This window comes from Achromobacter sp. 1012554356, from assembly GCF_059760815.1.
On record NZ_JCBANC010000014.1, the window covers coordinates 92,442 to 109,704 of the forward strand.

The window sequence follows — 17,263 nt, forward strand, 5'->3', positions numbered from 1 at the left end:
CCCCATACGCCCGGCCGAGTCTCGGGCAAGGAGAACCACATGGCAGCCGCCCTTACCGTCAGCACCTTCACTTCGTCCCTGGCCACGAAACTCGCCGAGCGCTTCGGCATGGACGCCAACCCGGAAATCATCGACGTCCTCAAGAAGACCGCCTTCAAAGGCGACGTGTCCGACGCGCAGATGGGCGCGCTGCTGGTCGTCGCCAACCAATACGGCCTGAATCCCTGGGTCAAGGAAATCTACGCCTTCCCCGACAAGGGCAGCATTGTGCCGGTGGTGGGTGTCGACGGCTGGGCCCGCATCGTGAACGACCATCCGCAGTTCAACGGCGCCGAGTTCGATATCGCCGACGACGGCAGCAAGGTCACGTGCACGATCTACCGCAAGGACCGCGAACACCCGACGCGCGTCACCGAGTATCTGGCCGAGTGCAAGCGCGAGACGCAGCCTTGGAAGTCGCACCCGCGCCGCATGCTGCGCCACAAGGCGTTCATGCAGTGCGGCCGCTTGGCATTTGGCTTCACGGGCATCTACGACCGCGACGAGGCCGAAGCGATTGTCGAGAAGGACATGGGCGCCGCCCAGCAGGTGCCGCGTACCGCGCAGGACTTTGCCGAACAGGCGCGCCCGCAGCCGGCCGCCGAGGTCGACCGCGAGCAAGTGGTGCGCGACTTGGAAATGATAGCGCGCAGCGACGACGCGGCGGAAAAGCGCATCGCCGACCTTGAGAGCGCCTGGAAGGGATTGACCAAGGATGAGCGCGCCGCAGTGGGGGCCGCCGAAATCAAGCGCCTCAAGGCCCTGGCCGCCGCCGAGGATGCCACGCCGGCTCCGGTGCAGCAGGATGGCGCGTCGGCCGCGCAGACCGCCGAAGACAACCCCTTCGACGGAGTTGACGAATGAACGCGCCCGCCGAACAACGCACCGACCAATGGCAGATGGACCGCGCTGGCAAGCTCACCGCGTCCGTCTTCGCCGACATCATCGGCACCACCCGGGCCGGCAAGCCCACCGCAGAGCGCGCGAAGCTGATGCGTCTAAAGGCATTTGAGCGGCTGGCAGGCATTCCAAAGCACGAGGTCGGCGCACGCGCCATGGCCTGGGGCAAGGATTTGGAGCAGGCAGCTACCGAAGCCTATGAGGTCGACAGCGGGAACATCGTCGAAACCACCGGCTTTCTGCTGCACCCGCAGCACGACTTCATCGGCTGCAGCCCGGACGGGCTGGTCGCCGCTGACGGCGGCATCGAAATGAAATGTCCGCATGACGAGCAAGTCCACGTCCAGACGTGGCTGGAAGGCATGCCCGCTGACCATATCCCCCAGGTCCAGGGCTGCATGCTCGTCACGGGCCGGCAGTGGTGGGACTTCATCAGCTACGACCCGCGCCAGGCCCCGGCGCTGCGCCTGTACGTGCAGCGCATCCCGCGCGACGAAGCCTACATCAAGACCCTGCTGACCGCCCTGCTGCAGTTCGAAGCCGAGCTGCGCGCGATGGTCGACACCCTGCGCCGCAAGGCCGCCTAACCCTTCCCAGCAGCACAACCTAGGAGACTGACGAATGTTCAGCCTGGAAAGCCAGAAAGTCACGCTCGCACACCTGAACGTGCGCCCCGAGAACCACGGCGACGAGAAGGTCGGCGGCGCGGACCTGAAGATCGCCTTCACGGACACGAACGGCCTGATGTCGGCGTTCCACCCGCGCCTGCGCCACGCCTTCTACAAGGTCGACGAAAACCCGGCCGTGCCGGGCTTCGAGGACATCGCGCTGGAACCGACCGTGCGCGTCTTCGGCGAACTGATCGGCACGCTGCGCCTGAAGCACGAGTTGAAGGGCGCGACCGTCGTCATCGGCTTTGGCCTGGGCGGTGCGTCCGACATCGACTTCGAAACCGCCGACGTCGACCATTTTTCTGTGGATTTGATGGAAGGAGGCAGCGCGCGCTACGGCTTCCGCGTCAAGTGCAACCCCACCGGCGAGCAGATCAAGCGCCTGTACGAGGTTCTGGGCGGCGAGGTCGATATCAGCGTCACGCCGGCCGTCGAGAAGCAGCAGACGCTGGGCCTGGACCTGGAACCCGAAGCGGCGTAACCACACGGCCGGCACGGCCCTGCCCGCCGGCCAACCCTACACAGAGAACGACCATGATCCCCGCCATGAACCGCCAGCAGCGCCGCATGATGGAAAAGCAGCAGGCCCGCGTGCGCGCCACGCGCCGCCCGGAGCGCCCGGCCCGGTTGCCCATGCTCATCAAGACCCAGCAGACCCTGGCGCCGCTCGAAGCCATCATCGACCAGATCCAGCGCGACGGCACCGTGGCGGTCGACGCCCGCGGCGTGCCGGTCTTCTACTGCGTCGCCGACGGCGAGTGGTACGCCAGCGCGCCGGCTATCTCGGGCATGGCAGATTTCTTCGACATGTGGGCGACGCGCCACGGCAGCCAGTTCAAAGCCGCCGCGCTGCGCCAGCTCGCCAAGCGGCTGGACGTGGGCATGCCGATCGACGGGCCGCTGATGGCCGCGCTGCATGCCGAGATTCCCGCGCTGCGTCGGATTGGCGCCGGGCTCACGCAGGACGACGCATCCGACCTGCTGCGCCAGACGCAGATCAAAGCCGAGCTGGAGCCGCACGTATGAAGCCGCGCCGCGACCCCGCCGACGACCCTATCTCCAACTTCCTGCTGGCGCTGGGCCCGGCCGGCGTGGCGATCTTCATGGCCGCCGCGACCCTGGCCTGCTTCTGCGTCGCCCACCGCATCGCATCCCTCATCTGGAGCTGAGAATGTCTGAAAAGAACGAATCCCGCGACTGGGAACTGACCTGCGACCACTGCAACGGCTGCGGCCACATCTTTGTCGAGCGCCAGGTAGCCGAGTGCAAATCCGACGTGCAGGAGTTCAAGGAGGAATGCGAGTGCTGCGATGGTCGCGGCTTCACGATCGCCTTCGAGGATATTCCGCGCATCGCGGAGTACGTGCGGAAGAACCGCCCCGCCCCTTCAGCGCCTGGGGATGCGCAGGACGAGCGCCAGGCGTTCGAGGCTGAATATGTGGATCACCACGGCATGCGGCTCGAGGACTACGACTTCGAGTTTTTCACGGCCAGCAATCGTTACCACGACGATCACGTGCAATCTGCGTGGTGGGCCTGGCAGATGCGCGCCCGTATGGCCGCTCCCGCTGCTGACGATGCGCTGGATAAGGCCCGTCTAGATTGGTTGGAGCAGCACAACGGCCGGTTCTTCAACAAAGACCGGATCTCCAGCATTGTCGGCACCGGCTTCCTGGTCGCGGGCGACGAGCAGGGAGTGCGGCATCAAACGGTGCGCGCTGCTATCGATGCAGCTATTGCCGCCCTCGCCGCCCAGGTCCCGCAGCAGGGAGAGGCGTGATGGACAAGAAAGCACCGGCAACCCCTGCCGAAGCCGAAAAGCTCGCTGCCCGCCTGGTTGGCGAATACCTGACCGCCTGCCGCATGACCGACCGCGCCCAGATTGGAAATTACCTGATGAAGCTGTGCAGCGTCTCGGGCGTGGTGATGGCGCAGGCCGAAGGAGCGGACCTCGCTGCCCAGCGATTGGAAGGGACCGCCGAGTTCATCCGCAAAACGATGCCGCTCAGTCCGGCAAAAATGGAGCCCATTCAATGACGACCGAGAACAACGCCGCGCAGCCCGTGCTGACGGATGACGAAATCCGATCCATCTGGGTCGAACACGGCCTGGATGACGAAGCGGTCGAGGCATTCGCCCGCGCCATCGAATCCGCCCTGCTGTCCAAGCTGCGCGCGGAGGGCGTGCAGGCGGGCGATGAGCGGGCGGCATTTGAGGCTTCGTATCGCGAGCGCTATCGAGTGCCAGCCCACGTCGCGCTTGTGTACCCGGACGTGCCCAGCGCGTGGGAATGGTGGCAAGCCCGCGCCGCCCTGGCAAGCGCCCCTGTAGCCGGGGAGGCGCAAAGCCCCATCGGCTACGTTGACCCTGTGTATGTCGCTGGGCGTCAGCGCGGGATGAAGTGGAACGCCAAGATTTACGACGCGCCCACTCAGGAAGCTACCGCGCCCTTGTATGCCGCGCCCCAGGCCAGCGCGGCGGTGCGCATCCTCTTTCCCACGCACCTGCGCAAGATGTGGTCGGGCGGCGAGGTGCAGGCATGGCTGGATCAGCTCCAGGGCACACCGCCGGCAAAGCCCAGTGCCAAGGGAAGCTTGGAGCGGTATAGGAAATGGCAGGCTGAGCGTGATGCGGCGTTCGGAGCCGGTATCAAGGCCGCAGCAGATCTGGTCAAGAAGATGGTGGACGACTACGACTCCGACCACGGCAGCACCGACCCCGAGACTGGGACTCGGGAATACCCCGGCGAAGGAGCGGCCTGGGTCTGCGAAATGGAAGAGCTGGAGGAATCTATCCGCGCCCTGTCCGCGCAACCGGGAGCGCAGAGAACGGGAGGCAGCGATGCGGAGTGATCGCGAATTGCTGGAGATGGCCGCGAAGGCTGCGGGGTACCGGGAGTTCCAGTACTGCGAGACGTCAGGCGGCCAGCAGGCGATCTATGTCCACGACGGCGATATCGGCTTCTGGATGCCCCTCACCGACGAAGGCGACGCGCTGCGGCTGGCGGTGAAGCTGCGCATAAGCGTTGCGCATTGGAAGGAGGACGTCTCTGCTTTGCATCCATCTACCAACAGAGAGTTCCCCGAGCCCTGCGGGCCGTGCGCCTATGCCGCTACCCGCCGAGCCATCGTGCGAGCGGCTGCCACGCTTGCCGCCCACCCCAAGCAGCACAACGACGGAGGCGCGGAGTGAGTGACCTAAAACCTTGCCCGTTCTGCGGCGGCACGCGCATCTTCGTTGAACCCGACGAGTATGGCTCCGGCGGCCAATGGGTCTCGCCGATCCACGTCGGGTGTTCCGACTGCAAGGCCGAGCAGATGGGCGAAACGAAAGCCGAAGCCTTCGAACGCTGGAACCGGCGCGCTCCTGACGCCCACCTGGCCGCGCAGCTGCGCGAGTGCGCCGATACCCTCGGGGCCGACCAGATCGACGAAATGCGCGCCAGCCGGGCCTACGCCGACACGATGGCGCTGCTGGAGGAAATGTCTCATTTATCGCGCACGCCGAGCAGCGATGCGTCATTAAAGGAGCACGGATGACCGACGAATGCAAAGGCCTGACCGGCTGGCTGTTCGGCCACGACTACCGAATCGCAGTGGACGGCCGCCAGCTTTACCTCGGCCACGTCTGCCGCCGCTGCGGCGACACCATCATCAAGGAGCTTTAATGGCGCAAGTAGCCCAACACCAAGCACCGGCCGCGGCGCCGAAGCTGCTGTATCGACTGAGGGAGGCCGAGGAAGCCCTGGGCCTGTCGCGCACCATGATCTACCGGCTGGTCAAGCGTGGCGACCTGGAGAAGGTCGTGATCGGCGACGCCACCAGGATCACCGTCGACAGCGTGCGGGCGCTGATCGAGCGCAGCAAGCAGAAGAAGGCGGCATAGGGGCGCGGTATCATTCCCCTTCCGCCGGGAATGGCCCGCTGCCCTACCTCACGCCGACTTTGTAGCTAGATTTGTAGCTAGCGGCAGAATTTCAGAACTCGATGGCCTGAGAGCCGCATAAACAAACGATCTGCAAAAAATATGAAATTAGCCACCTGGAACGTCAACTCCCTGAACGTGCGCCTGCAACAGGTCCTCGACTGGCTCGCCGCCAATCCCGTCGACGTGCTGTGCATCCAGGAGCTCAAGCTCACCGACGACAAGTTCCCCGAGGCGGCATTCAAGGAAGCCGGCTACCACGCCGTCTGGGCCGGCCAGAAAACCTACAACGGCGTCGCCATCATCTCGCGCGTGCCCGGCACGACGATGGTGCGCAACATCCCCGGCTTTGAAGACCCGCAGCAGCGCGTCCTGGCCCTGACCTTCCCCAGCCCCGAGGGCGACGTGCGCGTCGTGTGCGCCTATTGCCCCAATGGCCAGTCGGTCGGGTCCGACAAGTACGCGTACAAGCTGGAATGGTTCGAAGCCATGCGCAAATGGCTGGCCGAAGAGATCAAGCAATTCCCCCGCCTGGCCGTGCTGGGCGACTACAACGTCGCGCCCGCCGACGAAGACGTGCACAACCCCGAAAAGTGGGAAGGCCAGGTCCTGGTGTCCGAACCCGAACGCCAGGCGCTGCGCTCGCTGATCGACCTGGGCCTGACCGACTCGTTCCGCTTGTTCGAGCAGCCGGAAAAGTCCTTCAGCTGGTGGGATTACCGCCAGTTTGCCTTCCGCCGCAATGCCGGCCTGCGCATCGACCACGTGCTGCTTTCCGCTCCCTTGGTCAAGCGCTGCACCGCCTGCGTCATCGACAAGGAACCCCGCCGCAACGAGCAACCATCGGACCACGCGCCGGTCATCGCCACGCTCGCATTTGTCTGAAAATTTTCGGCCCCGGCGCGTGTTGCGCAGCCGGGGGGAATTCCTGTATATTTCTGGTCTTGCTTGATTTGGGGCGGTAGCTCAGCTGGGAGAGCGTCGCGTTCGCAATGCGAAGGTCGGGAGTTCGATCCTCCTCCGCTCCACCAAATTCCAGACGTAAAAGCCTTGGACACTTTTGTGTGCCAAGGCTTTTTTGTTTCTACGGGCTGGATGACTACGGGCTGGATGACTGCGGCCCGCATGTGGAACCTACGACCCGCCTGTGGAACGGCAATATTTGAACGGCAGGCGGGGCGGTGCTTAGCCGTTTCAGCGGCAAGGCTTCAACGCATGCAGGTCCAGCAGCGTGAACTCGCCGCCGTCCTGCCATCCCCCCGTGTCGATGTAATACACATTGCCCAGTTGCGCCGGCTTGCGCAGCGTCATGTGTCCATGGACCACCGCACGGACGTTTCGGACAGGCTTCGCATATTGCATTCGATAGCGGTCGATGGACCACAGGCACGCATCTTCATCCTCCAGACTGAAGGCGGCGCCATGGATGGCCTGCCAATCGTCATAGGGAAAGTCGGCATGCACCAGACCGACGACACCGTCCGGCGTTTCCACCTCGATGGCCAGCGGCAAGGCATTCAAGCGGGCGCCGATGCGGGCCTGGGTGTCGCTGTCGCACGCATCCAGCCATTCGCCGCCATGGACGCGATGATCCACGTCGGGAATCGGATTGTTCATGGCACGCCGCCACGTCATGAGGTCGTGATTCCCGCAGATCGCGTGAAACCAGGGGCGCTCTAGCCAGGCCAGTACCTCGGCGGACTCTGGCCCACGATCGACAAGATCGCCGACGGAGAACAAGCGGTCACGCTCGGGGGAAAACCTGGCTGCGGCAAGTGCGGCTTCAAGCCGGCCGAAATGTCCATGAATGTCGCCGACGGCAAGATCGCGGCCTTTGGTATTCAAACCGAAGCGCGCTACACGCAAATTTCCGGACCTCTGGGCTGATTCCATGCAGTGTCCCCCGAATCATCCTTCCCACATTGAGGGGTGTCCGAAATTTGTAGGCAAATTTCGGACAATCTGCGAGTTTAAGCCGGGAGTTCCGCCTGGCTCCCCCTTCGCACCGTCTTCAGCACGCTATCGCCTGAGACCCCGCCTTTCTGTCGCTTCGTCTGATTTTTCTAGCCGTGGCGTAGCGCGCTTCTTAGACAGAGCACACCATCGAGGCATATACAGCGGCAGCGCCGCGCGCCGCATCTCCAACCGGCGACCTCCGCGCGCCAGCGCTGAATCTCATCAACGCTTGTATCCACTTGGGCATCCGCGAGAGACCCACCCCGTTTCCGGACAGACAAACTTGTGACGGTGATATCAAATCAATAAAATGACATCAATTCACGCCGAGAGGTTCCACATCATGGCCTCGATCACCGTCCGCAATGTTCCCGACGAAGTACACCGCGCGTTGCGTGCGCGCGCCGCCAAGCATGGCCGAAGCACCGAAGCAGAAGTTCGCGCCATTCTCGAACAGGCAGCACGCCCCGAGGGGCGCCTCAAGATTGGCTCTCTATTAGCGTCCTTCGCCCAGAAAGCCGGCCCCCTGAGCGAAGCAGAGGTTGAATCCATCAACGGGGTCCGCGACAAGAGACCTGCCAAGCCGATGGATTTTGAATGATCGTTCTTGATACCAACGTCATTTCGGAAGCCTGGAAGCCACACCCCTCTGCACAAGTGATGCAGTGGATAGATGCCCAGAACTCTGAGACACTTTTCATATCGGCCATCACCATCGCGGAACTGCGACTTGGATTGTCGGTCATGCCGTCAAGCAAGCGACGCGATCACTTTTGCCGGCTGTTGGAAAAAGAATTGCTGCCAGCATTCTTCGGGCGCATCCTGCCATTCGACCCGGAGGCTTCGGGCGCCTATTCCCATTTGATGGCAAAGGCGCGCAAAGCGGGTAAAGCCATCAGCGCAGCCGACGGCTACATCGCGGCAACGGCCGCAACGCGCGGCATGATCGTCGCCAGCCGCGATACGGCCCCCTTCAAGGCCGCTGACGTTGCTGTCATCAATCCCTGGAACGACGTTTAAGGCTAAAGGAATTCGGATGCTGCATGGGCATCCGAACAAGGCGCAGTCTTAAACCGCGCCCCCACCTCAAATCGTCTCCTTATCCAACCTCCGCACCGCCGCGCTCAGCGTCGAGAAATCAAACTCTTTCCGTCCGCGCATCACCAGCCGGATCAGCACCGTCGTCACCACCGGCACAAACGCCGCCAGCAAGAACGATTCCAGCAGGAACGTCGGCTTGTCCCCCGGCGCGGGGAAGAAGAACAGCCCGGCGATCAGCCCCGTGATGGTGGCCGTGGTCGCGGTGAAACCATCGTGTTTGCGGCTGAACAGCCCATAGAACACCGGGAAGGCGGCGGCCGAGCACAGCAGGTCGGCCAGCAGGAACAGGTACAGCACGCTGTAGCCTTGCGACGCCACGATCATCACGGGGATCGCCATCAGCAGCACCAGCCAGCGCGCCAGGCGCTTCATGGTGGCGCCGCCAGCGTTCGGCATCAGGCGGCGCAGGTCCACCGCGATGATGCTGGACACCGCGCTGATGGCGGTGTCGGCGGTGCTCATGACCAGGGACAGGCCCAGCGGGATCAGGGCGATGACGAACCACGCCGGGGCGTGCGGCATGATCACGCTGAACAGCGCAATCGAGCTGTCGCCCTCGGGCGCCAAGCCGACGAAGGCAAGGCCGAACAGCCCCATCAGAAAGATGAACGGCGCCACCAGCACGCCGCCCAGCAGAAAACCGTTGCGCATGGTGCGGGTGTCTCGAGCGGCGTAGATGCGCTGCCAGTTGCCCTGGTGGAAGATGCCGGTCAAGAGGATGGCGACAAAGAAGGTCAGCCCGGCCTTCACGCCCACCGGGTCGGTCAGATCCAGCAACTGCGGGGCCTTGGCCTGCAGCGCTTGAATGGTCGGCAACGTGCCGCCCGCCGCCTGCCAGCCCACGACGCACAGCACCACCAGCAGCGGCACGATGATCATCATCTGCACCTGATCGGTGAAGATGGACGAGCGCAGGCCGCCGTAGGTGGTGTAGAGCAAGGTCGTCCCCATCACGATGGCCGCAGTGGCCCACAGAGGCACGGGCGCCAGCATCGCGACCAGCTTGGCAATGGCCGTGACCTCTGCCGAGAGCGCGATGAACAGGTAGAACAGCATGATGAAAAGCGCCAGGCCATACATGGGCCGGCCGTAGCGCGCCATCAGGAATTCCGTCAGCGTGTGGCCGTGCGGGATCAGCTCGCGCATGCGCCGTCCCAGCGGAATCATCACCAGGCGCGGCGACATCGACCCCAGCGCGTAGCCAATCACGGCGGCCAGGCCGCCCCACGTGGCGGCCTGCGCCGGCGAAAAGAGAATCCATGCGCCCAGCGTGGACGCCATCAGCGTGAGGATCGTGCCAAAGGACCCCTGGCTGTTGCGCGCGACGATGTAGTCTTCCAGGGTGCTGCGCTTGCGCCGCGTGTACAGCACGCTGGCCAGGGCGAAGCCGCCCGAGAACAGCAGCAGCCATATCAGGGCGGTGGTTTGGGTCAACATGAAGGTCGGTCCTCCCGCGCGCGGCCTGGGGCCGGACGCGTAACGCGGCGGCCCGCCAACAGGGAGGCCGCAAGATGAGTGGAATCAGGGAGGGCGCGCGAGACTTGCGGAGTCCTTCCCTTCGCCGGCATTACCCGGATCAGGTTCAAAGGGTTACCGCGTTGACGCGGAATCTCAGCCCATACAGGGCTCCCCCAGGAATTGCCGCAAGGTTAGGAGAGCGGCGCGGCGATGTCAACGCGCAGCGGGGAAGGCGCCGCCCGGCGCCCGGTTTTATGCTAAGTTCGCCCGCTTGCGGCACCCGAGGGCGTGCCGGACGCGGCATTGATGACGCAACTGATGACGCAATCGACGAGCTGATCGCCATGATGCACCTGAACCTGTTCATTTTCGGCTGCGGCCACCATCGCGCGGCCTGGCGCCACCCGGACTCGGCGGCCGAGCGGCTGGGCGACATCAGCTACTACGAAAACCTGGCCCGCACGGCCGAGCGCGGCAAGCTGGACGCCATTTTCTTTGCCGACGGCCAGTCGATGGACAACATCGGTGACGGTCCGCGCTGGTATCTTGAACCCCTCACCACGATGGCGGCGATCGCCCGCGCCACCTCGCGCATCGGCCTGATCAGCACGGTGTCCAGCACGTTCTTCACGCCATTTCATGCGGCGCGCATGGTGGCTTCGCTGGACCACATTTCCGGCGGCCGCATGGGCTGGAACGTGGTGACGTCGATGTTCGATGCCGAAGCGCGCAACCACGGCTACGAAGCCATGCCCGGCCACGACTGGCGCTACGCCCGCGCCGAGGAATTTGTCGACGTCGCGCTGCGGCTCTTCGACTCGTGGGACGACGACGCGCTGGTCATCGACCGCAACGGCCACTTCGGCGTGCCGGACCGCCTGCACAAGATAGACCATCATGGCGAGCATTTCCTGGTGGACGGCCCGCTCACGGTGCCGCGTCCGCCGCAAGGGCATCCGGTGCTGTTCCAGGCGGGCGCCTCGGACCAGGGCCGCGATCTGGCGGCGCGCCGCGCGGAAGCCATCTATGCGGTGGCCTACGACCTGCCGGCCGCGCAGTCCTACTACCGCGACATCAAGCAGCGCGTGCGGGCGGCGGGCCGCGACGCCTTTGTGCCGATCATGCCGGGCCTCGTGACCTATGTCGGCTCGACCGAGGCCGAAGCCCGCGCCAAGCAGCGCGAACTGGACGAGCTGCTGCCCGCGGACGCCTCATTGCGCCAACTGGGCACGTTCGTCTTGCAGGATTGTTCGGGCTGGGAACTGGACGCGCCCGTGCCGCCCCTGCCCCCGTTGTCCGCGTTCACCGGCCCCAAGGGCCGTTACGGGACCATCCTGCGCATCATCGAAACCGAACAGCCCACCGTGCGCCAATTGCTTGGCCGGCTGGCCGCGGGCGGCGGACATTGCACAATGGTGGGCACGCCGGAGCAGATCGCTGACCGGATGGAACACTGGTTCAGGAACGAAGGCGCCGATGGCTTCAACCTGATGCCCCCGTCGCTGCCGGGCGGCATCGACGACTTCGTGGAGCAGGTGGTGCCGGTGCTGCAACAGCGCGGGCTGTTCCGTAAAGACTACGAACACGCCACGCTGCGCGGGCATCTGGGATTGGCGCGGCCGGGACGTTGAAGCCGATTCACGGCTGCGTCAGCGGCTCACGCTTGGCGTCCGGCAGCGGCGCCCGGGTGGCCGGTCGGGCGTGACGCGCGCGGGTCGCAACCCAGTCATACAGCCAGACGCCAGGCTGGTGCATCAAGGCGGTGACCAAGCCGGCCAGCCCCAACCCCACGGCGATGCACAGCAACCAGGACATCACGACACGTTCCCGCGCGCTGCGTCGGCAGTGCATGGTGCTGGCCTGCGGACCCGACCGGGCGCCGAGGAGGACTCGCGGGCTGCCGCAAGCTGCAAAACCTTGTCGTCAATCATGATGTCGCACACGCTAAAAACCACGGCGCCGCGCGACGGACTAACAGGTGCGCGGCGGAACCACAATAATGTAATGTACTCTACATTACATTTTTACGAATCCCCTAAGATATCCTGCGCAACGCGCGACATCGAGAGGGCTCATGACACCACCCATCCAGCCAGCGTCCCGCCCGCTGACCCCAAGAGGCGCCGCCCGGCGGCTGCGCCTGCTCGAGGCTGCCACGCAATCGCTGCTGGATAACGGGTATGCGCAGACCTCCATCCAGCAGGTCGTGCGCGAGGCCGGCGGCTCGGCCGCCACGGCCTATCAACTGTTCGGCAACAAGGAAGGCCTGCTGGCGGCGGTGCTGCAGCATGAGCTGGACAAGATGCGAGCCACGGTCTTCGTGGATCCGCCGCCCGATCAGCCCGTGGGCCCCGCCCTGCACGCGCTGGCGGTGCGCCTGCTGACTTACGCGGTCCAGCCCAAATCCGTGGCCCTGCACCGGCTGCTGTTGGCAGAATGCCATCGCATGCCGCAACTGGCGGCGTCGCTGCGCGAGGCGGTCGACCGGCAGGTGCATGCGCCGTTGGAACAGTGCCTGCGCCAGGCGTGCGACCGCGGCGAACTCAAGATCGACGATCTGCGCCAGGCCGCGTTGACGCTGGGCAACATGATCAACGGGCTGGCGTTTCACGCGCGCCTGGATGGCGGGCATGCCGACGGTCCGCCGGCCAGCCTGCTTGCCACCTGCCGCTATGGCGTGAACATGCTGCTGCACGCCTACGCGGTGTAGCGCCCTACAGATTGGGGTATTTGCCCACGATCTCCAGCACGCCGTTGATCACGAACTGCACGCCCATGCAGACCAGCAGAAAGCCCATGACGCGCGAAATGGCCTCGACGCCGCTCTTGCCGATCACGGCAACGATGCGGCCCGCAAAATGCAGGCAGATCCAGAACAGCAGCCCCAGCAGCGAAAACACGATGACCGGGGTCACGGCCACCACCCAGCGCGCATAGTCAGGTGCGATGGCCGTATCGACCGACGACGCGCCGCTGATGATCATCGCAATCGTGCCGGGCCCCGCCGTGCCCGGCAACGCCAGCGGCACGAAGGCGATGTTGGGGCTTGGGCGCGCGAGCGCGTCGGCCGCGGCTTCGGCCTCCAGCGCGCGCGGCTGGTCCGACGGAAACAGCATGCTGAAGCCGATGCTGACCACGATCAGTCCGCCCGCGATGCGCAGCCCGGGAATGGAAATGCCGAAGGTGTGCATCAGCAGCGCGCCAGCGTAATACGTCACCAGCATGATGCCGACAACGTAGAACGCCGCCTGGGTCACCTGCTTCTGCCGTTCCTTGAACGGAATCTGCTGGCCGAGCGACAGCAGCAGCGTCATGGACGTCAGCGGATTGGCCAGCGGCAGCATCAGCGCCAGACCCAGGCTGACGAGCTTGCCCAGTTGAATCAGTTCATCGATCATGACCGCTCGCTAAAGTATGCGCGCCGTCTACTCTACCGCACGCGGCCCGGTAATTCCGTCAACGAGCCACGGCCAAGCGGCCGATCCGGCACGCGGCCCACGGTGAACGCCCTGCGGCCAACGAGTCCAGCATCGGCTTGGCTAATCATCAGCATCCATTAAACTGATGCAATTCCCGCAGCGGGCCGCGCTGCCTAGCATACAAGCGCCCGCTGCCTGCGGCTTTGCCGCGGCGCATTGCCATTGCCACCCGGAGTTTCCTCTTGACCGACCTCTATCAATTCAGCCGCGGCACCGCCCCGCTGCTGATCTCCATTCCCCACCTCGGCAGCCAGATCCCCGACGCGCAGCGTCCGCACATGACCGATGTTGCCCTGCAATCCGGCGACACCGACTGGCATCTGGACACCCTGTATCAGTTCGCCCAGGCGCTGGGCGCGTCCGTGCTGGGCGCGCGCTATTCGCGTTACGTCGTCGACCTGAACCGACCGCCCAACGACGAAAGCCTGTACCCTGGGCAGACCAAAACCGGCCTGTGTCCCACCCAGGCGTTTCGCGGCGATGCGCTGTACCAGAACGACGCCGTGCTGACCGACGCGGAGCGCGCCCAGCGCCTGGACGCGTACTGGAAGCCGTATCACGCCAAGCTGCGCGAGGAAATCGACCGCATCAAGGCCGAGCACGGCACGGTGCTGCTGTGGGAAGCGCACTCGATCGCCAGCGTCCTGCCGCGCCTATTCGAGGGCAAGCTGCCCGACCTGAACATCGGCACGTCCGACGGCGCCTCCTGCGCGCCCGACATCCTGGCCGCCGTGCATGAGCAGTTGAACGGCTGCACGGATTACACCTGGGCCGTCAATGGCCGCTTCAAGGGCGGCTACATCACGCGTCACTACGGGTCGCCGGCCGACAACGTCCACGCCATCCAGCTCGAAATGTGCCAGTCCACCTACATGGACGAAACGCACCCGTACGGCTATCGCCCCGATCTGGCAGACAAGGTCATTCCGGTGGTCGAAGGCATGGTGACCGCTGCGTTGCGCCAGACCACCGCGCGCCAGCGCTAAGCCCATTCCAAACGCCGCCGGATGCCCACGCCATGAACCGTTTTTCGTTCAGCAGCACGGAAAATTATCCAGAATGGAACCTGCTGTTGACGTGGGTAGCCGTGGTGGAAGCGGCGTCGGTCTCGGGTGCGGCGCGACTGCTGGGATTTTCGCAGGCGGCGGTGTCGCAGCGGATCAAGCAGCTTGAAGCCGCCATGTCGACCGAACTGCTGGACCGCAGCACCCGCCCCGCCCGGCCCACGCCGGCGGGCGAGCTGCTTTTTGAACACGCGGCGCGGCTGCTGGCGCAGGCCGGCGACATGACCGAAAGCGTGCGCAACCTTAGCCGGGCCAAGCGCAACATCGTGCGCTTCGGCTGCGTGGACTCGTTTGCCGGCACGCTGGGGCCAACGCTGATCCACGGCCTGTCCGGCGCGTCGCGCCAGATCCGGCTGTGGTCGGGCATCACGCCCGTGCTGGACAAGCAGCTCGAAGACCGGCAACTGGACCTCGTCGTCACCACCAGCGCGTCGGCGGGCAAGCCCACCATCCGCAAATACAGCCTGTTCAGCGAACCCTACGTGCTGATCGTGCCGCGCTCGATGAGCATGGACCGGATCGACACGTTGAAGGAACTGGGCCAGCGCGCCCAGTTCATCCGCTACAGCGCGCGCTCGTTCATCGGCGCCGAGATCGACCGGCTGGTCGAGTCACACGGCGTGATGATCGAGCGCACTTACGAATTCGACAATACCGATCCGTTGCTCAGCCTGGTCACGGCCGGGCTGGGCTTTGGCATCAGCACGCCGCTGTGCATCTGGCAGTCGCGCCATTTCCTGGACCAGTTGCGCGTGCTGCCGCTCGCGCCCTTCCTGGGCGCGACGCGGGCCGACGATCCCGCCCTGTCGCGCACGCTGTATCTGGCCGCGCGCCAGCAGGAGGTGGGCAAGCTGCCCTCTGAAGCACGCGACGTGATCCTGATGGCCATGGAGCGCTTGATCCAGAAGGAACTTGCCCCGGCGCTGGGGCTGCCGCCGGCCACGCTGTGGCGCAGCCTGCGGCGCTAACGCCCCACCCTCACGACAGCGACGACGTCAGCGCCGGCACGGCCTCGAACAGGTCGCCGACCAGACCGTAGTCCGCCACGCCGAAGATCGGCGCGTCGCCGTCCTTGTTGATGGCGACGATGACCTTGGAGTCCTTCATTCCCGCCAGATGCTGGATGGCGCCCGAGATCCCGACGGCCACGTACAGTTCCGGCGCGACGATCTTGCCGGTCTGGCCAACCTGCCAGTCGTTGGGCGCATAGCCCGCGTCGACGGCCGCGCGCGAGGCGCCCAGCGCCGCGCCCAGCTTTTCGGCCAGCGGATCCAGCAGCTTGAAGTTTTCCGCGCTGCCCAGGCCGCGTCCGCCCGACACCACCGCGCGCGCGCCGCCCAAGTCGGGGCGTTCGGACACCGCGATCTCGCGGCTGATGAAGCGCGACAAGCCCGCCCCCGCCACGGCCTCGACCGCTTCCACCGTGGCGCTGCCGCCCTCGGCTGACACCGCGTCAAAGGCCGTGGGACGGATCGTGGCCACGACCACCGGATAGCCGCTCTTGACCGTCGCGATCGCGTTGCCGGCATAGATCGGACGCTTGAACGTATCAGGCGCCAGCACCTCGATGACGTCCGAGACCTGCGCCACGTCGAGCAAGGCGGCAATGCGCGGCGCCACGCCCTTGCCCTGCGCCGTCGCGGCCAGGAAGACGTGCGAATACCCAGCGGCAACCGCCACCGCCTGCGCGGCCACGGTTTCCGGCAGACCGTCGGCAAGCTGCGGCGCCTGCGCCAGCAGCACCTTTTCCACCCCGGCCACCCGCGCAGCGGCCTCGGCCACCGGCTGCGCGTCCCCGCCCGCGATCAGCACGTGGATCGGCATGGCCAGCCGGGCGGCAGCGGCGATGGCGTTGAGCGTGGCGCCGTTCAGCGCCCGATTATCGTGTTCGGCAATAACGAGGACAGTCATCAGATCACCTTGGCTTCGTTCTTCAGTTTGTCGACCAGCGCGGCCACGTCGGCGACCTTGATGCCGGGCGCGCGCGCCGCCGGTTCCTCGACGCGCAGCGTTTGCAGGCGAGACACGGGATCCACACCCAGCGCGTCCGGCGTTTCCACGTCCAACGGCTTTTTCTTGGCCTTCATGATGTTGGGCAACGTGACGTAGCGCGGTTCGTTCAGGCGCAGGTCCGCCGTGACGATGGCGGGCAGCGTCAGTTCCACCACTTCCAGGCCGCCGTCCACCTCGCGCGTGACGCGCGCCGTGCCTTCGCCGATGGCGATGGCGCTGGCGTTGGTGGCCTGCGGCCAGCCCAGCAGGGCCGCCAGCATCTGGCCGGTCTGGCAGGCGTCGTCGTCGATGGCCTGCTTGCCCAGGATCACCAGCGCGGGCGCTTCCTTGTCCACGACGGCGCGCAGCAGCTTGGCGACTTCCAGCGGCTGCAACGCGGCATCCGTCTGCACCAGCACGCCACGGTCGGCGCCGATGGCCAGCGCCGTGCGCAACGTCTCCTGCGACTGCGCCGTGCCGCAAGACACGGCCACGACCTCGGCAGCCGCGCCCTGCTCTTTCAGGCGCACGGCCGCCTCGACGGCGATTTCATCGAACGGGTTCATCGACATCTTGACGTTGCCGATGTCCACGCCGCTCTGGTCGGCCTTGACGCGCACGTTGACGTTGTAGTCAACCACGCGCTTGACCGCGGCAAGTACCTTCATGGAAACACTCC

At 65.3% G+C, this 17,263-nt stretch carries 25 protein-coding genes, 1 tRNA gene and 1 riboswitch; of the genes, 20 read left to right on the forward strand and 6 right to left on the reverse strand.

Annotated features, from left to right (window positions below):
- The first annotated feature begins 39 nt into the window (after positions 1 to 39).
- From bet to AC6LJW_RS09625, 14 genes are all read left to right on the forward strand, one after another.
- Positions 40 to 903 (forward strand): phage recombination protein Bet, encoded by an 864-nt coding sequence (gene bet / locus AC6LJW_RS09560; RefSeq protein WP_498087094.1) that lies wholly within the window; start codon positions 40 to 42, stop codon positions 901 to 903.
- A complete protein-coding gene (locus tag AC6LJW_RS09565; RefSeq protein ID WP_498087095.1) occupies positions 900 to 1,526 on the forward strand; it encodes a lambda exonuclease family protein in 627 nt (208 codons plus the stop codon). The genes bet and AC6LJW_RS09565 overlap by 4 nt, the downstream gene beginning before the upstream one ends.
- Positions 1,527 to 1,560: 34 nt before the next feature.
- Positions 1,561 to 2,091: a hypothetical protein gene (locus AC6LJW_RS09570; protein WP_498087097.1), complete on the forward strand. Its 531-nt coding sequence runs from the start codon at positions 1,561 to 1,563 to the stop codon at positions 2,089 to 2,091.
- Between the two features lie 53 nt (positions 2,092 to 2,144).
- Positions 2,145 to 2,636, forward strand: a complete 492-nt coding sequence (locus tag AC6LJW_RS09575; RefSeq protein WP_498087098.1) for a hypothetical protein — start codon at positions 2,145 to 2,147, stop codon at positions 2,634 to 2,636.
- Positions 2,633 to 2,779: a hypothetical protein gene (locus tag AC6LJW_RS09580; protein WP_498087100.1), complete on the forward strand. Its 147-nt coding sequence runs from the start codon at positions 2,633 to 2,635 to the stop codon at positions 2,777 to 2,779. Before AC6LJW_RS09575 ends, AC6LJW_RS09580 begins: the two co-directional genes overlap by 4 nt.
- 2 nt (positions 2,780 to 2,781) lie before the next feature.
- Positions 2,782 to 3,390, forward strand: a complete 609-nt coding sequence (locus AC6LJW_RS09585) for a hypothetical protein (RefSeq protein ID WP_498087101.1) — start codon at positions 2,782 to 2,784, stop codon at positions 3,388 to 3,390.
- Complete coding sequence (locus AC6LJW_RS09590) at positions 3,390 to 3,647, forward strand: hypothetical protein (RefSeq protein WP_498087103.1); 258 nt, start codon at positions 3,390 to 3,392, stop codon at positions 3,645 to 3,647. The genes AC6LJW_RS09585 and AC6LJW_RS09590 overlap by 1 nt, the downstream gene beginning before the upstream one ends.
- Positions 3,644 to 4,462 carry a hypothetical protein gene (locus tag AC6LJW_RS09595; protein WP_498087105.1) on the forward strand — a complete coding sequence of 273 codons (819 nt, stop codon included), beginning with the start codon at positions 3,644 to 3,646 and terminating at the stop codon, positions 4,460 to 4,462. The genes AC6LJW_RS09590 and AC6LJW_RS09595 overlap by 4 nt, the downstream gene beginning before the upstream one ends.
- Entirely contained in the window at positions 4,452 to 4,802 is a 351-nt protein-coding gene (locus tag AC6LJW_RS09600; RefSeq protein WP_498087107.1) for a hypothetical protein, read from the forward strand. The genes AC6LJW_RS09595 and AC6LJW_RS09600 overlap by 11 nt, the downstream gene beginning before the upstream one ends.
- Complete coding sequence (locus AC6LJW_RS09605) at positions 4,799 to 5,149, forward strand: Lar family restriction alleviation protein (protein WP_498087109.1); 351 nt, start codon at positions 4,799 to 4,801, stop codon at positions 5,147 to 5,149. The genes AC6LJW_RS09600 and AC6LJW_RS09605 overlap by 4 nt, the downstream gene beginning before the upstream one ends.
- Entirely contained in the window at positions 5,146 to 5,277 is a 132-nt protein-coding gene (locus AC6LJW_RS09610; RefSeq protein ID WP_498087111.1) for a hypothetical protein, read from the forward strand. The genes AC6LJW_RS09605 and AC6LJW_RS09610 overlap by 4 nt, the downstream gene beginning before the upstream one ends.
- Positions 5,277 to 5,495 carry a helix-turn-helix domain-containing protein gene (locus AC6LJW_RS09615; protein ID WP_498087113.1) on the forward strand — a complete coding sequence of 73 codons (219 nt, stop codon included), beginning with the start codon at positions 5,277 to 5,279 and terminating at the stop codon, positions 5,493 to 5,495. The genes AC6LJW_RS09610 and AC6LJW_RS09615 overlap by 1 nt, the downstream gene beginning before the upstream one ends.
- Positions 5,496 to 5,636: 141 nt before the next feature.
- Complete coding sequence (gene xth, locus AC6LJW_RS09620) at positions 5,637 to 6,419, forward strand: exodeoxyribonuclease III (protein ID WP_498087115.1); 783 nt, start codon at positions 5,637 to 5,639, stop codon at positions 6,417 to 6,419.
- A gap of 70 nt (positions 6,420 to 6,489) precedes the next feature.
- A tRNA-Ala gene (locus tag AC6LJW_RS09625) sits at positions 6,490 to 6,565 on the forward strand.
- A gap of 163 nt (positions 6,566 to 6,728) precedes the next feature.
- Here AC6LJW_RS09625 and AC6LJW_RS09630 read toward each other — a convergent pair.
- Positions 6,729 to 7,427 (reverse strand): metallophosphoesterase, encoded by a 699-nt coding sequence (locus AC6LJW_RS09630; RefSeq protein ID WP_498087117.1) that lies wholly within the window; start codon positions 7,425 to 7,427, stop codon positions 6,729 to 6,731.
- Positions 7,428 to 7,833: 406 nt separating this feature from the next.
- On the opposite strand from AC6LJW_RS09630, the gene AC6LJW_RS09635 reads away from it, so the two are divergent.
- Together AC6LJW_RS09635 and AC6LJW_RS09640 are read left to right on the forward strand one after the other, a co-directional pair.
- Positions 7,834 to 8,091 carry a FitA-like ribbon-helix-helix domain-containing protein gene (locus AC6LJW_RS09635; RefSeq protein ID WP_498087119.1) on the forward strand — a complete coding sequence of 86 codons (258 nt, stop codon included), beginning with the start codon at positions 7,834 to 7,836 and terminating at the stop codon, positions 8,089 to 8,091.
- Entirely contained in the window at positions 8,088 to 8,510 is a 423-nt protein-coding gene (locus AC6LJW_RS09640) for a type II toxin-antitoxin system VapC family toxin (protein WP_498087121.1), read from the forward strand. The genes AC6LJW_RS09635 and AC6LJW_RS09640 overlap by 4 nt, the downstream gene beginning before the upstream one ends.
- A gap of 66 nt (positions 8,511 to 8,576) precedes the next feature.
- Here the strand turns inward: AC6LJW_RS09640 and AC6LJW_RS09645 are convergent, their stop codons facing one another.
- Positions 8,577 to 10,028 (reverse strand): sodium:solute symporter family protein, encoded by a 1,452-nt coding sequence (locus AC6LJW_RS09645; RefSeq protein ID WP_056569970.1) that lies wholly within the window; start codon positions 10,026 to 10,028, stop codon positions 8,577 to 8,579.
- Between the two features lie 99 nt (positions 10,029 to 10,127).
- Positions 10,128 to 10,234: riboswitch (TPP riboswitch) on the reverse strand.
- Between the two features lie 159 nt (positions 10,235 to 10,393).
- On the opposite strand from AC6LJW_RS09645, the gene AC6LJW_RS09650 reads away from it, so the two are divergent.
- Entirely contained in the window at positions 10,394 to 11,680 is a 1,287-nt protein-coding gene (locus AC6LJW_RS09650) for an LLM class flavin-dependent oxidoreductase (protein ID WP_498087123.1), read from the forward strand.
- A 7-nt stretch (positions 11,681 to 11,687) separates the two neighbouring features.
- On the opposite strand, the gene AC6LJW_RS09655 is transcribed toward AC6LJW_RS09650, so the two are convergent.
- A complete protein-coding gene (locus AC6LJW_RS09655; RefSeq protein WP_498087125.1) occupies positions 11,688 to 11,867 on the reverse strand; it encodes a hypothetical protein in 180 nt (59 codons plus the stop codon).
- Positions 11,868 to 12,123: 256 nt separating this feature from the next.
- Between AC6LJW_RS09655 and AC6LJW_RS09660 the strand changes: the two genes are divergently transcribed.
- Positions 12,124 to 12,759, forward strand: a complete 636-nt coding sequence (locus AC6LJW_RS09660; protein ID WP_498087127.1) for a TetR/AcrR family transcriptional regulator — start codon at positions 12,124 to 12,126, stop codon at positions 12,757 to 12,759.
- A 4-nt stretch (positions 12,760 to 12,763) separates the two neighbouring features.
- On the opposite strand, the gene AC6LJW_RS09665 is transcribed toward AC6LJW_RS09660, so the two are convergent.
- On the reverse strand, positions 12,764 to 13,447 hold the full coding sequence (locus tag AC6LJW_RS09665; protein WP_498087129.1) for a MarC family NAAT transporter: 684 nt from the start codon (positions 13,445 to 13,447) through the stop codon (positions 12,764 to 12,766).
- Between the two features lie 263 nt (positions 13,448 to 13,710).
- Between AC6LJW_RS09665 and hutG the strand changes: the two genes are divergently transcribed.
- Positions 13,711 to 14,514: an N-formylglutamate deformylase gene (gene hutG, locus AC6LJW_RS09670; protein WP_056569966.1), complete on the forward strand. Its 804-nt coding sequence runs from the start codon at positions 13,711 to 13,713 to the stop codon at positions 14,512 to 14,514.
- 32 nt (positions 14,515 to 14,546) lie between these two features.
- The gene (locus tag AC6LJW_RS09675) at positions 14,547 to 15,560 is read left to right on the forward strand and encodes a LysR family transcriptional regulator (protein ID WP_056569965.1); all 1,014 of its coding nucleotides are present in this window, start codon (positions 14,547 to 14,549) and stop codon (positions 15,558 to 15,560) included.
- A gap of 10 nt (positions 15,561 to 15,570) precedes the next feature.
- Here the strand turns inward: AC6LJW_RS09675 and AC6LJW_RS09680 are convergent, their stop codons facing one another.
- Together AC6LJW_RS09680 and AC6LJW_RS09685 are read right to left on the reverse strand one after the other, a co-directional pair.
- Complete coding sequence (locus AC6LJW_RS09680; RefSeq protein WP_056569956.1) at positions 15,571 to 16,503, reverse strand: electron transfer flavoprotein subunit alpha/FixB family protein; 933 nt, start codon at positions 16,501 to 16,503, stop codon at positions 15,571 to 15,573.
- Positions 16,503 to 17,252, reverse strand: coding sequence for an electron transfer flavoprotein subunit beta/FixA family protein (locus tag AC6LJW_RS09685; RefSeq protein WP_056569955.1), 750 nt, complete (start codon positions 17,250 to 17,252; stop codon positions 16,503 to 16,505). The genes AC6LJW_RS09680 and AC6LJW_RS09685 overlap by 1 nt, the downstream gene beginning before the upstream one ends.
- Between the last annotated feature and the right edge of the window lie 11 nt (positions 17,253 to 17,263).

What these genes read in the sequence shown, in the direction of transcription:
- AC6LJW_RS09585 (WP_498087101.1), top strand. Translation starts at nt 2,782, where the DNA reads ATGTCTGAAAAGAACGAATCCCGCGACTGGGAACTGACCTGCGACCAC.
- xth (WP_498087115.1), top strand. Translation starts at nt 5,637, where the DNA reads ATGAAATTAGCCACCTGGAACGTCAACTCCCTGAACGTGCGCCTGCAA.
- bet (WP_498087094.1), top strand. Translation starts at nt 40, where the DNA reads ATGGCAGCCGCCCTTACCGTCAGCACCTTCACTTCGTCCCTGGCCACG.
- AC6LJW_RS09590 (WP_498087103.1), top strand. Translation starts at nt 3,390, where the DNA reads ATGGACAAGAAAGCACCGGCAACCCCTGCCGAAGCCGAAAAGCTCGCT.
- AC6LJW_RS09600 (WP_498087107.1), top strand. Translation starts at nt 4,452, where the DNA reads ATGCGGAGTGATCGCGAATTGCTGGAGATGGCCGCGAAGGCTGCGGGG.
- AC6LJW_RS09645 (WP_056569970.1), bottom strand. Translation starts at nt 10,028, where the DNA reads ATGTTGACCCAAACCACCGCCCTGATATGGCTGCTGCTGTTCTCGGGC.
- AC6LJW_RS09640 (WP_498087121.1), top strand. Translation starts at nt 8,088, where the DNA reads ATGATCGTTCTTGATACCAACGTCATTTCGGAAGCCTGGAAGCCACAC.
- AC6LJW_RS09675 (WP_056569965.1), top strand. Translation starts at nt 14,547, where the DNA reads ATGAACCGTTTTTCGTTCAGCAGCACGGAAAATTATCCAGAATGGAAC.
- AC6LJW_RS09570 (WP_498087097.1), top strand. Translation starts at nt 1,561, where the DNA reads ATGTTCAGCCTGGAAAGCCAGAAAGTCACGCTCGCACACCTGAACGTG.
- AC6LJW_RS09680 (WP_056569956.1), bottom strand. Translation starts at nt 16,503, where the DNA reads ATGACTGTCCTCGTTATTGCCGAACACGATAATCGGGCGCTGAACGGC.
- AC6LJW_RS09630 (WP_498087117.1), bottom strand. Translation starts at nt 7,427, where the DNA reads ATGGAATCAGCCCAGAGGTCCGGAAATTTGCGTGTAGCGCGCTTCGGT.
- AC6LJW_RS09660 (WP_498087127.1), top strand. Translation starts at nt 12,124, where the DNA reads ATGACACCACCCATCCAGCCAGCGTCCCGCCCGCTGACCCCAAGAGGC.
- AC6LJW_RS09575 (WP_498087098.1), top strand. Translation starts at nt 2,145, where the DNA reads ATGATCCCCGCCATGAACCGCCAGCAGCGCCGCATGATGGAAAAGCAG.
- AC6LJW_RS09595 (WP_498087105.1), top strand. Translation starts at nt 3,644, where the DNA reads ATGACGACCGAGAACAACGCCGCGCAGCCCGTGCTGACGGATGACGAA.
- AC6LJW_RS09565 (WP_498087095.1), top strand. Translation starts at nt 900, where the DNA reads ATGAACGCGCCCGCCGAACAACGCACCGACCAATGGCAGATGGACCGC.
- AC6LJW_RS09635 (WP_498087119.1), top strand. Translation starts at nt 7,834, where the DNA reads ATGGCCTCGATCACCGTCCGCAATGTTCCCGACGAAGTACACCGCGCG.
- AC6LJW_RS09685 (WP_056569955.1), bottom strand. Translation starts at nt 17,252, where the DNA reads ATGAAGGTACTTGCCGCGGTCAAGCGCGTGGTTGACTACAACGTCAAC.
- AC6LJW_RS09580 (WP_498087100.1), top strand. Translation starts at nt 2,633, where the DNA reads ATGAAGCCGCGCCGCGACCCCGCCGACGACCCTATCTCCAACTTCCTG.
- AC6LJW_RS09650 (WP_498087123.1), top strand. Translation starts at nt 10,394, where the DNA reads ATGATGCACCTGAACCTGTTCATTTTCGGCTGCGGCCACCATCGCGCG.
- AC6LJW_RS09665 (WP_498087129.1), bottom strand. Translation starts at nt 13,447, where the DNA reads ATGATCGATGAACTGATTCAACTGGGCAAGCTCGTCAGCCTGGGTCTG.
- AC6LJW_RS09615 (WP_498087113.1), top strand. Translation starts at nt 5,277, where the DNA reads ATGGCGCAAGTAGCCCAACACCAAGCACCGGCCGCGGCGCCGAAGCTG.
- AC6LJW_RS09610 (WP_498087111.1), top strand. Translation starts at nt 5,146, where the DNA reads ATGACCGACGAATGCAAAGGCCTGACCGGCTGGCTGTTCGGCCACGAC.